A 14,309-nucleotide genomic window follows, 5' to 3' on the forward strand; every position below is an offset into this window, starting at 1 on the left:
CTAAATCTAAAAAAGTGACACCTTTGCAAACAACTTAATCTGTAATCAAATGTCTATTAAATATATCTATTCGCTTCTTGTTATTACCATTTTACTATCCTGTAAATCTACTAGCCTACTTCCAGAGAACACGCAAGAAATACAGCAGTTTAACTTTGTAAATGAAGTGATTATTCCTGCCGACGCTATGTATGACGGAGTAGCTGTGGGTGGTTTATCTAGTATTGATTACGTGGATGGCAAGTGGTATATTATAAGTGACGACAGAAAAGATCCGCGATTTTATATTGCAGATATCAAGATTGAAAATGGCAAGTTACAATCACCAGTTTTCACATCTATGGTGAACCTCAAGGACACCTTAGGTATTGCTTTTAAGAGTGGTCTGGCTGATCCAGAATCTCTCCGAGTTACTCCATCAAAAGACATTATATGGTCAAGTGAAGGAAATATAAGCAAGGGTATTAATCCGTTTGTAAGAATATCAAGTATAGACGGAGCGTTTAAAAGTGCTATTAAGATTCCTTCTAGATATCTTGTTCAAAACGATCTTGCTAGTGGGCCGCATAACAATGGAGTTTTTGAAGCGCTTACTAGAAATTACGATAACAATGGCTTCTGGGTAACTACAGAATTACCACTTAAACAAGATGGCATAGTGCCAACTGCAAGTGATGCAAACTCTCCCGTGCGTATTGCATACATAGATCATGAACGCAACACTTTTACTAGAGAGTATGCTTACATGCTAGATAAAGTGGCTAGGAATGGGAAGCTTGAAGTAAATGGTGTGACTGAAATTTTGTCATATGACGAACACTCTTTTCTAGTTCTTGAACGGTCTTATGCTTCGGGTCATGATGACGGTGGAAATGACGTTAAGATTTACCAAGTTTCTATAAAAAATGCAACAGATGTAAATGACCTAAACAGTCTTTTTAATTCCTCTTACATCCCTGCTACAAAGAAGCTGCTATTGGATTTTAGTAGCGTGCGTAGTCTGCTCACAGATGGTATAGTAGATAATATTGAAGGAATGACTTTTGGTCCTAATTTTGAAAATGGAAATAGATCACTAGTCGTTATCTCAGATAATAATTTTAACTCCTTTGGAAAACAACTTAGTCAGATAATCCTATTTGAAATTAAGTAAAAGTTACTCTTTGATGAGTAGGCTTATTACTAGTTTGCCCTTATTTTTGTTGAAAAATATACGATGCTTAAGACCTTTAGAATTCTCAGTGTATTAGAAGGAATATCATTCTTATTAATCCTTTTTATCACCATGCCATTAAAGTATATATTTGATAATGGAGCACCTAATAAAGTTATTGGTATGGCTCATGGATTTCTATTTCTTGCCTATGTAGTAATGGCAATTATGATGAAATCATATATGAAATGGAACAATAAAACAGTAGGAATTGTCCTTTTATGCTCTATTATTCCATTTGGTACTTTTTGGATGGATAAAAAATATCTCCAGTCTACTTAAAGAATTTTATACTGATATAATAGTTAGGCTCTTCCCCATTACTAGCTCGTATTGCATTAATTATAGGCAAAATAAAGCCTAACACCGCAAGTATTAATAAAGTAACGAGACCTAATCCAAATAATAGTATTGCAGGGATGCTCAGTATGCAATAAATGAACAGACTTATCTGAAAATTTGCAATAGATTTTCCATGCTCATCCATGTTATTTACTCGGTCTTTATTAGAAAGCCACAGTATAAGTGGTACTATAAAACCTCCAAAACCAGTTATATAGTCTAGAAGTTGGGATAGATGAGTAAGTGCTAGCAGCGTTCTATCTTCACGCGCAAAAGTGGTTTGTTGTACGATTTCCATATGATTGATTATTGATTGATACTATATATGTATATGCTTACGCGAAAATGTTACACGTTTACGTAATTTTGTAAAGATGAATGTACAAGATACTATAGTAGCTTTAGCAAGTCCAGCCGGCGCTGGCGCTATTGCTGTAATACGCGTTTCTGGAGCTCAAGCCCTAGAAATAACCTCCCCTATTTTTAAATCTGTAAGTGGTAAAGTGTTATCAGAGCAAAAAACACATACCATTCACTTAGGACATATTATGGATGGTGAGCGCACTATAGATGAAGTTCTAGTCTCATTATTTAAAGGCACAAACTCATACACTGGCGAGCCTACCGTCGAAATTTCTTGCCACGGATCTAATTATATTCAGCAAGAAATCATACAGTTACTATTAAGGTCAGGCTGTCGTGCTGCGCAGGCAGGAGAATTTACACTACGTTCATTTATTAATGGTAAAATGGACTTGAGTCAAGCAGAAGCTGTTGCAGATCTAATTGCAAGTGATAACGAAGCTTCTCATCAAATTGCCATGCAACAAATGCGAGGAGGCTTCTCTAATGAAATAGCACAGCTGCGTCAAGAGCTTTTAAACTTTGCATCCCTCATTGAACTAGAATTAGACTTCTCTGAAGAAGATGTTGAGTTTGCAGACCGTAGCCAATTTAAAGAACTCATCGCTCGTATCACAAAAGTACTCAAGCGTCTCATAGATTCTTTTGCAACTGGTAATGTAATAAAAAATGGAATTCCTGTAGCTATTGTGGGCGAACCTAACGTAGGGAAATCAACATTATTAAATGCACTGCTCAATGAAGAGCGCGCTATTGTATCAGATATCGCAGGTACTACCCGTGATACTATAGAAGATGAGCTATCAATTGGTGGTATTGGTTTTAGGTTTATAGACACTGCTGGTATACGAGAAACTGTAGATGTGATTGAAGGCTTAGGAATAAAGAAAACATTTGAAAAAATCAAGCAGGCACAAGTAGTTATTTTATTATTTAGTGCAAATGAATTTCTTGCAAATGCCGAGTCTTTCAAAACAGAAATTGAAAAAATCAAAAACAAGTTTCCACTAAAGCCTCTTGTTATTGTCGCCAATAAAGTTGATCAAGTTTCTGAGAGTGACGTTAAAGAAATAAGTAATCAAATACCAAATCTCCATTTACTTTCTGCTAAAGAAAATAAAGGAGTTGATGAACTTAAAACTAAACTTCTAGAATTTGTAAACACTGGTGCCTTACGCAACGACGAGACTATTGTTACAAACAGTCGTCACTACGATGCACTCTTGAAAGCACTAGAAGAAATAGAAAAAGTGCAATACGGACTAGATACAGATCTCTCAGGAGATCTTATGGCAATAGATATTAGAGAGGCGCTCTATCATTTTGGAGAAATTACCGGACAAGTTACTAATGATGAGCTACTTGGTAATATTTTTGCAAACTTTTGTATCGGGAAGTAATTTCGATTACTAAGAAAATATTAAGAATATCTTCCTAGATACAATTACTTATAGATATTTTAAGAAGTATAGTCTTAAGAGCTTTGATTATAAAATCATGAAAATCAATATTATATTCATCAAAAAATAGTTCCGGAGTATTAGTATTTAGAAAACCTTCATTTAAATATTATATAATAAAGGCTGAGCAATTACAGTATTGCTCAGCCTTAAAATTATTGGGATGTAGTACTTCCTTATTATCTCTTGATAAGAACTTTCGTCCCTTGCACTACTCCATTTACAGTTGGCTTTAAGAAGTAAAAGCCTCTATGTAAATTTCCTAATTGAAGTGATGTTATAGATTGCCCTTCAGAAATTGTTGCATTTTGAGAAAATACACGAACTCCAAAAATATTGTATAGTTCGAAAGACACTTCGGTATTTATAGAGCTAGTGATATTCACGTTGGCATCTTTAATTACTGGATTAGGATATACTTTAATCTTAGAAATAACAATTGAAGAGTTATCGCAAGCCCCTAATGTTGCACCTTTTCGTAAAAATACTCTTGCAGCATAACGGCTTACACAAAGTGAACGCCCTTTGTAACAGAGCTGAACGCGCTGGAAATATGGATTATTACCACATGTAATATCCTCTACTGTAACAGTAATTTCCTTTGTAGTCTCACATCCATTGAAGTCCATTATGGTAACTGATACGGTTGTTGTTTCTTCAGGACAAAAAGTAATACTTTCTGTAGTCTCCCCCGTACTCCATAGTATGGATGTATCACCTTCTGCTACAATATCAAATACAGATAATGTCGTACAATCAGAATCATAACCTTTGTATATAGTCACATCCTCAGATACTGACAATGTTATTTGTGCAGGGCTAGATATATTAATATTTTCAACTAGGAGCTCTTCATCATTACTATCACTAATAATTACTGAATAGGTACCTTCAGATAGATTCTCTGCAAAATTTTCTGTCTGCCCGTCACTCCAAATATAGCTATACGGCGCAACACCTCCAGTTATAGAAACGGTTCCGACTCCATCATTTGCACCAAAACAAGTGATGTCAAATGTTTCTATAGATGCCACTTCTAATGGCTCTATAGTTTCAAATAAGAATCTAGCTGAAACTGGAAAGTGATCAGACGCGGTAAATGCATAGTCTTCATCATAAAATTGATATCCTATTGATGCACTGCTCTCGATATAATTATCAAAAAGCTCATTTGTGATTGCAATATGATCAATCATATTTTCTCTAGATACGAAGGATCTAAATCCAGCATCACTTAATACACTTGTAACAACATTGTAGTTTTCTGGATCTTGTACGTAAGCTATAAATGATGATTCTGTTGTGGGCACACCATCTGCAACCGTCTCATCTACATCATCATTGTAATCTCCTAAAAGTATAACCTTTCTATCTGAAAATTGTGCATCTAGAGAATCTTTAAGAACCTCTACATCATAACGACGCATATCATATCTATTTTGAGATTGAGTACTACCATTTGCACGAGCATGTAATGCTATTAAATCTATTTGCTCTGTGCTCCCATTTATAGTAACATCTGCAGTCATTAAGAAAGGTAGACGGCCACTTGCATAAAAACGATCTGTAGTACTAGGATAATCTACTAGAGCACTGTCATCTCCTCCATTGTATAATGGATGGATCGTAGCTAATAGTGCTTGAGTTTTTACAGGATTCACCGTAGCAGTTTTATAAATAAAACCAAGCTTTTGAAAAGGTGGTGTTCCAGTTGGGTTCGAAACAGCATCAGAAAGAATATAATCGTAGCCTTCTAATCCATCTACTAGCTCTTCGAAAAGTACATCATCTGCAATCTCTTCTACAGCAATAACATCTGCATCTAATCTTCTTAGTACTGTACGTACGCTATCTCTCTGTATTTCATCAGACATAGGTCTGCCAGCTGGCGGAGCATTATTTTCATCTCCAAACCACTCAATATTCCACGCGACTACATCAAAGCTATCATCCCTTGAAACATCAGAGGTTTCATCTGGACTTTCAAAAGGAGTAGCGCATGGTATATCACTTGCTAGTCTAGGTAATAGTTGGAAATTATCACCAAAACGACCTACAACTCCTACAATATCACAACTACTAGGTTGTGTTGATGTAATAAGTGAAGATGCATTCCCGTCTATACGCAACTGACCTGTTCCACTGCTATCTGTAAGTTCAAAATTAGAATTTCCAAATAGTAAGTCTCCTTCATTAGGAAAGCTTGCATTTACAACACGCACTAGTTGTCCTTCGTAATTAGATAATTGTGATAAAGTGATAGTTATAGGTTCTATAACACCTGTAGGCGGTGCATTAATTTCCACAATATTTACAGGACTTATCTGTGCAAGATCATTGAATGCACTTCTTGTACCCGTAACTGTGATAGAATCACCGATAGCAAATACATTCTCACCATGAACAAGATTATCAAATATTGCAATTCCTCCTGTTGCATCTTGAATAAATGCAGGTCCATTAAACTGATCACTTACTGTTAGGATTCCAGTAGTTGTTACGGTATCTCCTTCAGCAGCTGCTCTCACCTGCGCGATAGTAAGTATTTCCCCTGGCGTAATAATGGCATCATTTGCTCTCCCTGGTGTTGGAGTCTGACCAACATAGTTTGCTGTATTTCTAGTTCCTCCTTGTCCATTTGGAATTCTCTGTAAAGACTCTGAGTCTTTACTTCCGTTTGAATTCTCATTTAGCTGCTCTTGTCCAGGATTTAATAATACAATTAGTTCTAGGTCTGTATCATCATCAGTTCCATAAACTATTGCATCAACTAGTCCATCAAGGGTTAGTACTGTTCCATTTGGAAAATCAACTGCAGTTCCCTGATATAAACCTATAGCATCTGCTCCGTTTTGAAAAGAGTTGCCAGGGATTACTAAATCTACATTTAAAACATCTGCATTTCCTAAAACAAAGTAACCTTCTTCATTTGTAGTAAAGCCTTCTAAGTCAAAAGTGTTATAAACAGCATCGCCATTTCCATTATAAGCAACAACTACAAATCCAGAGAGGGAAGTATTACCCTGCCCACCATCGTAAATTTCAAGAAATTCTTGTGAATCTGATCCTGCGGTGTCTGCATCAAGTTCATTAATGACTAAAGTAATTGGTTCAGTAGCATTGCTATTTGTGGCTCCAGGAGTAGGCAATGCATTTACGTATGTTGCAGTTTCTCTTAAACCACCTGATCCATTTGTAAATCGTTGTAGTGAGAATATATCCTTATTACTTAACTCATCTTCATTAAGCTGTTCCTGACCTTCTTTTAGAAGTATGAGCAAACCATCATCATCTGCATCATTAGTATCGTAAACAACAGCATCTTGCAAGTTGTCAAAATCTACTAGACTTCCATTTGGAAAATCATTGGTAGCATCTTTATAAAGAGCAATAGCGTCTGCTCCGTTCTGAATCCCATTATTAGCAAAAACTATGCTTGCAGAACCTATTGATTCATTTCCTAAAACAAAAAAGCCATTTGCGTTTGTGGTAAAACCATCTAATGAATAAGATGCATAACTTGTATCACTAGAACCGTTATAAAATACTAAAGTATATCCATCAAGAGGTGTATTACCCGTTCCGCCGTCATATAATTCTACAAATTCCATGGTATCTGTACCAGTATTGTCTGCATCAATTTCATTAATAAGCAACACCGCATCGTTTGTTGGCTCTGAAGGAACTGTGATATTTTCAGAATTTGGAGAATTGATAGCTTCTCCTGCAGATGGTATTGCACTTGGAAAACCTGGAAGCCCAGCCCCGTTAAAATTATTTCTAATCCAGTCTGTTATGCTTCCCGAATTAGTTCCGCTAGGAATTCTAGATGCTCCACCTACTGTAAAAATTCCTCCATCAAAATCATTGGTTAGTACCACATCGCTGTATGACATATCTCCTTCATCACCATCACTTACCGCTACACTATCAATAATCTCATCCCAAGGATTAACATCAATTAATCCATCTACATTTGTATCAATAGTTTCTCCTATGTTACCACTAAAGTTTGTAACAAGAAGGATAGTTTGAGATCCATTTTGAAACACATTGTTTTGAAAAGGTATTGTATAAAGTCTATCTGCGGTGGTAATACCTAATTGAAATACTGAAGTAATAGTTCCAACAGAATTTACATCACCCTCAATAATTAAAAGTGAATACGTAGATATGTCTTCATTAGCACCCGCAAGCACCTCTATAAACTCGTCTGTATCAGATCCCGTATGATTAAATACAAATTCATTAATCACAGGCGTGATTATCAAAGTACCAAAATCTTGATTTGTATTTACCGCTCCAAAGGTATTTGTATTTGTAATTTCCCAAGTAAAATCACCTGCTTCTGTGCCATTTCCAGATAGAGATAGTGAACTTTCGGTTGAAGTATCTGCTCCTTCAGCTATGCCTATATTTCTACTAGTAAGTCCATCTGCCGGACCGCCTATAGCAGAAAGCTCTCCTTCATATGATAGAAATTGAACCACGTTATCTGTTGTATCTACAAGAGCGATACCGTCTGGAGCACCATTCTGAATTCCTGTAATAGGAAAATTTACTGTTCCATAACCATTTTGTTGATTGGCTATTACTCCTGAAAGGTCTACAGTTCTATAAGCTTCGTTATTAGAACCATTATATAAAACCAATGACCATCCGGCTAAATCCATTCCTTCAGGACCAGCAAGCTCGATTCCTTCATTAACATCGCCCCCGGCGTTGTCATAATGCAATTCATTAATAAAAACACCTTGAGCATTTATATTAGCACTAAGAAATGCCAATACAATGCACAAAAGCGCACTGAGTAGTTTTTTTTTCATTGAAAGAGTTTTTAGTTATGATTTTTGCAAATCTACAATCAAACTCAGTGTTCAATGTTTCTATAGTGTTAAGCAATCGGCAAGTGGTTATGAACAATAATTTTGACATTATTATTATTATTCTATAACAGCCCTAATTATAGGTCTCTTATTTTCAAAAAATTACAACTATTTTCTAGGCTTTCCTCTTTGATATTGCTTTGGCCAAGCAATCTTCTTCCCTCCCAGTTCAGGACTTAATAATCCAAAATATGGATTTCGTAACATTTCTCTACCTATAAATATTAAATCTGCTTTGTCATTAGTTAAGATCTCATCTGCTTGAATGGCGTCATCAATTAAGCCTACTGCACCCGTTGCTATATCTATTTCCTTCTTAATTTTTTCTGCAAAAGGAACTTGGTAGTTTTTTTCAACTATAATTTCTTGATTAATAACGACCCCTCCCGTCGAACAATCTATTAAATCTACTCCGCTATCCTTAAGAAGCTGAGCTATTTTTAGGGAATCTTCAATGGTATGGCCACCTTCTGCCCATTCCGTGGCAGATATACGTACAAATAAAGGCATTTTATCAGGAATTACTGATCGAATTCCCTTTGTCACCTCTAGTAAGAAGAGGGCTCTCTTTTCAAAATTACCGCCATATTCGTCTACACGTTTATTGGTTAGTGGAGACAAAAACTGATTTAAAAGATAACCATGTGCGGCGTGAATTTCTATAACATCAAAACCTGCTAATACAGCTCTCTTAGATGCATCTATAAATAACTTAATGAGATCTTTAATCTCACTTATAGAAAGCTCTTTGGGCACCACTCCTTCATCATTAAATGATATAGGCGACGGCGCCACAGGTAGCCATCCTCCATTTTCACTGTTAATCGCCTTACTACCTTCCCAAGGAGGTAACGTACTTGCTTTTCTCCCAGCGTGTGCTAGCTGAATTCCCACCGCCGTGCCTTGCTCCTTAATGAATGTTGTAATTCTCTTAAGAGGCTCAATATGTTCATCTAACCAGATACCCATATCTGAGGGAGTAATTCTTCCATTTGGACAAATTGCAGCGGCCTCAGTAATTATTAATCCGGCCCCTCCTACAGCTCTAGAACCCAAATGAACAAGGTGCCAATCATTTACCATTCCGTTAACTGAACTATATTGACACATAGGAGAAACTACAATTCTATTAGGTAATTCTAAACCTCTAATTGTGAATGGAGTGTATAATCTTGACATATTTATTTTTGTTAGGGATTATTATACTCTAAGAATAATTTCTAAATACTTCAGTGACTGTTTATATATGAATTCTAAGCAATGAGTAAAGTATTACAAAATCAAAACTTTTTACAAAGATAAACTCTATTATAAGTGACACGAAGACGAGATTGAAAAGACTCGAGTGAATATTATTAAAATTATAAAACTGAGTATGCAATAATTAATTTTAAAAGAACAAGAAGCTCTTCAATTGTAAGCTACCTCAAATATTTAAGCTACTTTGAAAAATAATTACTCTAAGTTATACTTGTAACCTATTCCAATACTTGTAGCCTTGGAGAAATCGTTAATGTAATCTGCTCCTAAATAAAGGTTGATAACTCCGACAGTATTGGTGTTATAATAAAGTGTAGCATAACTATAAAGTGCTTGTTGTCTAGGTTTAATGCGTGAAGTGTAGGTTCCTAAATTCTGAACATAGGAACCTTTAACAGCATAGTCAATCCTACCAATTTTTCCTGCTATACCCAAGTGATGACCTATCATTCTATTATTACTAGGAGTCGTTGTATTCCCAAAAGGATTAAGAAAGGGAAGTCCTATAATAGCTCCTTCATAAGTCCATCCTGATCTATATATACTATTTCTAAAATAATTATCACCACCACTTTGCTGTGCACTACCCTCAGTAGGCCTAGGCGCTCCACTTTGAGATACTGTCTGTATATACTCGTATAAAATGGATTTAATAAACTTACTTTCATTGGGTTGATAATTTAAGCCCCACACACCATCTGGAAAATTATTCAATTCTCTTCCAGAGCGATCCTCAAATAATGATTGATGATAGACCGCTAATGTCCCATTTTTAAAATATTTTTTATAATTAACATTATAACTACCTAAGTGATTTCCTAAAGCGTTGATAGCTTCGTTAGGGTTATCTATATCACCTCCATTGGCTCCAATAAAAATTCTACCAAATGCATTTAAGTCACTTGGGAGTTCAGTTCCGTCTGAGAGCGTACCTGCCCATTGTACATAATGTCTTAGTGCTATAGAAAGAGAACTTGTTTCATTTATTCTCCAATTACTTCTAATCATCTTATAATGAATCTGCGCATTTTTTGTACTGCGATTATCATTCAAACTATAATGAGCTAGCTCACCATCTAATGAAAATTTATTTGATAATTTAATTGGCGTAACATTAGAAATGATGATTCCGGGAAATGGTCGCGAATTACCAGTTTGTAAAATATTATTATTTATAGTGGAAAGATTATACTTCTCTGGAGTAAGCTGCTTTGCACCTGCAGTTACTAAAAACCATTTGTTTTTATATTCAAGGTAGAGGTTACTTCTTCTTAGGTTTTCATTAAACCCGTCAGAAATATAAGCCCCAGCGCCTAGGGTAAACATATGATTTTCTGAGATGCTATAGTCCGCTTTCGCGAAAGCGGAAACCCCATAACTACTTGACTCACTTAAGAAACCTTGACTATTAGTAAAACTCCAAAAAGGAAGTCTATCACTAGATACAAATCCTATTGAGCCAAGAGACCCAGAAAAATTTAATCTTTCTTGCGCAGTAATACTGGAAGTGAAAATGAAAATATAAAGTAATGCACTAATCAGCTTTTTAATCATAGAATGAAGATACTAGTTTCTTAAATATTTGAAGTATTTTTGACTCATGTTTGGAATTTTTAACAAAAAGAAGTCGTTTCTAGATATTTGGTCAGGTACACCAGAGATGCATTGTCATGTATTACCAGGAATCGATGACGGAGCCAAAACTGTAGCTCATAGCGAGAAACTTTTAAGGAAATATAAGAGTTTAGGTTGTGATAAGATTATTGCTACTCCTCATACTATGGGAGGAATATATGATAATACACCTGCGACTATTTTAAATGCATATAATAGCATCAAAGAAACGCAAGGGATTGATTTATCATACTCCTCGGAGTATATGTTAGATGAAGTATTTGCTAATTATTTAGAAAAAAAAGAGCTTATTCCTCTAGTCGATAATTTTGTACTAGTTGAAATGTCTTTTTTTCAACCACCAGAAAATCTCTTTGAACAAATTTTTAAAATTGGTTCTCAGGGCTATATACCTATTATAGCACATCCCGAACGTTATGCTTATTATCATAAGCGCCCCGAAATCTATAGGGACTTCAAAAAGAAAGGATGTCTCCTTCAACTCAATGGGCTTTCATTGTCCAATCATTATGGTGAATCAGTCCAGAAGGTTGCTTCTGGTTTATTAAAAGATGATCTATATGATTTTATAGGCTTAGATACGCACAGAATTGATCATCTAGAGAAAATTGAAAAGATGCAAATTCCAGCCAAATATAGTTCAGCATTAGAAAATATATGCTTGAGAACAACAAAGACATTTAAGTAACTTGCTTCAAACCAAAAGAGGCTAAAACTTTATCCAAGTTTTAGCCTCTTTTCTATTAAAATCATGAGTTCTAACTCAACCCAACCTTATTCTTAATTCTATTCAATAACGATGGTTTATCTTGTCCGTAACCATAGCCATACTTACTTCCGTAACCAAAGTTAGTTAACTTAATACCATTAATGGCAAACGCTATATTCTTAAGCTTACCATCTCTGTAAAGCTCATTAGGATACTGAAGCAGATTCCTTTCTGTATACTCAGCTCTACAAACATATACGGTCATATCAGCTTTTTGACTAATTAGTAATGTATCTGTTACTAGAAGCGTAGGTGCTGTATCTACAATTACATAATCATAATCATCACGCACATCTTCGATAAGTTTATCAAAACGCCCATTCATTAATAGTTCAGCTGGATTAGGTGGAATACGTCCAGATAGTATTAAATCAAAATGTTCATCACCGTTAAATACCTCATTTGTAATAGATTTAATATTAACTTCTGTGTCAAATAAATATTCAGATAATCCTATAGTCCATTCATTTTTATCAATGTACCTGTGCAATTGCGGATTTCTTATATCCGCACCTACAAGTAATACCTTTTTACCTGTACTAGTTAAAGACAGAGCTAAATTATAAGCTACAAATGTTTTTCCTTCTCCTTTAATGGTGGATGTAACAAAAATAGTATTCCCGAGACCTCCCTCGGTACTTTTAATAAAGTAACCCAAATTAGTTCTAAGAATCCTAAATGCTTCAGCTAATACAGATCTATCATTACTTGTAATAGTTTCACTTTCTTTACTGTCAACCACAGGAACTTCACCTAAAATAGCTAAGCCGGGAACCTCTTTTTCAACATCTATACGGTTATGTATTTGAGTATCTAAAAGAGTTCTTACATACACGAAACCAAATGGTATTAAAATTCCCAATACTAGGGCTCCCAAATAAACAGTTTTTGGTTTTGGAGAAATAGGCGTCTTTAAACTATAGGCTCTATCGACTATTTTCGCTTTTGGAGTAGTGACTGCCAAAGAGATTGCTGTTTCTTCTCTTTTTTGAAGTAGGTATAGATACAATGCCTCCTTAATTTCCTGCTGGCGCATAATATCACGGGCAGCCTTAGTTAAACTTGGAATAGAAGCTATTTTACCTCCTATACGTCCACTTTGTCTCCTCAAATCGCGATCTTCTATTTCTAGCGAGGTAGTAATATTATTTAAACTAGAACCAATACTACCCTTTAATTGATTAATTTGATCATTGAGTGCTATAATTACGGGATTTGCTGGTGTGGAACTTTTTAATAAACGTTCTTTTTCCAAAAGTAATCCATTATAGTTTTGAATGGCTCCTGCTAAACCATCACCTGATAAACCTAAATTAACAGGAAGTAATTCTTCAGATCCTTCATTATTCAAATAATCCTTCATTGAATTTGCCAATCCAATTTTGGTAGATAATTCCAACTGTTTCTTTTGTAGCTCAGTAGCGCTTTGTAAGAAAATTTGCCCTTCTGTTGCAATATCAGTAACTCGCCTATCTTCTCTAAAATCAACATTTCTAGTCTCTACAGAGTCTAATTCGCTAGTAATAATTTCGAGTCTTCTATCTATAAATCGAGCTGTATTAGCCGATACTAAATTTCTATCTAAAATAGCATCATTATTATAAGCATCTACAAGACCATCTAGTATTGCTTCTGACTTATTAGGTGCAGATGAACTAAAAGATAATTGTATAACACTACTATTTTTATTTACTGCTTGAATTGAAAGGTTATTTCTAAGACTTGTAATTGCCGAGACTTTATCACTTATAGTTACTAAAGTAAAATCTGTTCCTTCCTCAATAATATCTTGTTTGTATGATTTATTTGGAAAAACAACAATTTGTCCAAAATCTAAAGATTGGGGAGTTCCGTAATTTTTAATTTCTCCTTTTGAGTCTTCACTTTCTTTTATTTCATAAGTGCTTTCAGAAATTTGACGTATATAAACTGACTTCATAAAAGATTTGAGTGAATCTTCCAAACTCATCAACTCTACGGTAAATTTACTTCCCTTAAAAACTTCTGAAGATTTCACATTACCTTCTCGATAATACTTTACATTTAATTGGAAGTCGTCAACTACCTGAGATATTAACCTTTTTGACTTAATGATCTCAATTTCGTTTTCAAAATCAGACTTACTTAATCCTCCACCGCCTAAACCTAAATCTTCAAAAGCTGCGAGTTCTGATAAAGCACCATTGTTTGAATCTTTAATTAGTATGGTCGCTTGAGATTGGTATATGTATGTACTATAGCGAACATATAAAAAAGCAAGTGATACAAAAATAAGGGCTGACAGTACAAACCATGGCCAAAATTTTAGGTATTGATTTAATACATCTTTGAGGTTAAAATTTTCTTCTTGCGATAATTGAGAATTAGGTTGTTGCATGAAA

The 14,309-nt window shown here is 35.0% G+C and carries 9 protein-coding genes; 4 read left to right on the top strand and 5 right to left on the bottom strand.

All coding sequences use genetic code 11. The features are described 5' to 3' along the window. Window positions 1–49: 49 nt before the first annotated feature. On the top strand, window positions 50–1,153 hold the full coding sequence (locus ACJJVU_RS10055; protein WP_405224871.1) for an esterase-like activity of phytase family protein: 1,104 nt from the start codon (window positions 50–52) through the stop codon (window positions 1,151–1,153). Window positions 1,154–1,216: 63 nt separating this feature from the next. Next, window positions 1,217–1,495, top strand: coding sequence for a DUF3817 domain-containing protein (locus ACJJVU_RS10060; protein ID WP_013752231.1), 279 nt, complete (start codon window positions 1,217–1,219; stop codon window positions 1,493–1,495). Here ACJJVU_RS10060 and ACJJVU_RS10065 read toward each other — a convergent pair. Further along, window positions 1,488–1,853: a DUF4870 domain-containing protein gene (locus ACJJVU_RS10065; protein WP_405224875.1), complete on the bottom strand. Its 366-nt coding sequence runs from the start codon at window positions 1,851–1,853 to the stop codon at window positions 1,488–1,490. The two genes, ACJJVU_RS10060 and ACJJVU_RS10065, sit on opposite strands and share 8 nt — an antisense overlap. A 76-nt stretch (window positions 1,854–1,929) precedes the next feature. Here ACJJVU_RS10065 and mnmE point away from each other — a divergent pair, with 76 nt between their 5' ends. After that, window positions 1,930–3,318, top strand: a complete 1,389-nt coding sequence (gene mnmE / locus ACJJVU_RS10070) for a tRNA uridine-5-carboxymethylaminomethyl(34) synthesis GTPase MnmE (RefSeq protein ID WP_405224878.1) — start codon at window positions 1,930–1,932, stop codon at window positions 3,316–3,318. Between the two features lie 239 nt (window positions 3,319–3,557). On the opposite strand, the gene ACJJVU_RS10075 is transcribed toward mnmE, so the two are convergent. The 3 genes from ACJJVU_RS10075 to ACJJVU_RS10085 all read right to left on the bottom strand — a co-directional run bounded on the left by ACJJVU_RS10075 (window position 3,558) and on the right by ACJJVU_RS10085 (window position 11,078). Next, complete coding sequence (locus ACJJVU_RS10075; RefSeq protein WP_405224881.1) at window positions 3,558–8,204, bottom strand: lamin tail domain-containing protein; 4,647 nt, start codon at window positions 8,202–8,204, stop codon at window positions 3,558–3,560. Between the two features lie 168 nt (window positions 8,205–8,372). Then, window positions 8,373–9,443: an NADH:flavin oxidoreductase/NADH oxidase gene (locus tag ACJJVU_RS10080; protein WP_405224884.1), complete on the bottom strand. Its 1,071-nt coding sequence runs from the start codon at window positions 9,441–9,443 to the stop codon at window positions 8,373–8,375. A 276-nt stretch (window positions 9,444–9,719) separates the two neighbouring features. After that, window positions 9,720–11,078: a capsule assembly Wzi family protein gene (locus tag ACJJVU_RS10085; RefSeq protein WP_405224887.1), complete on the bottom strand. Its 1,359-nt coding sequence runs from the start codon at window positions 11,076–11,078 to the stop codon at window positions 9,720–9,722. Window positions 11,079–11,124: 46 nt separating this feature from the next. On the opposite strand from ACJJVU_RS10085, the gene ACJJVU_RS10090 reads away from it, so the two are divergent. Further along, window positions 11,125–11,847 (top strand): tyrosine-protein phosphatase, encoded by a 723-nt coding sequence (locus ACJJVU_RS10090; RefSeq protein WP_405224890.1) that lies wholly within the window; start codon window positions 11,125–11,127, stop codon window positions 11,845–11,847. Between the two features lie 70 nt (window positions 11,848–11,917). Here ACJJVU_RS10090 and ACJJVU_RS10095 read toward each other — a convergent pair whose 3' ends face one another. After that, on the bottom strand, window positions 11,918–14,305 hold the full coding sequence (locus ACJJVU_RS10095; protein ID WP_405224893.1) for a GumC family protein: 2,388 nt from the start codon (window positions 14,303–14,305) through the stop codon (window positions 11,918–11,920). Window positions 14,306–14,309 lie beyond the last annotated feature (4 nt).

It is taken from the genome of Dokdonia sp. Asnod1-B02 (assembly GCF_045063955.1).
GTDB lineage: Bacteria > Bacteroidota > Bacteroidia > Flavobacteriales > Flavobacteriaceae > Dokdonia.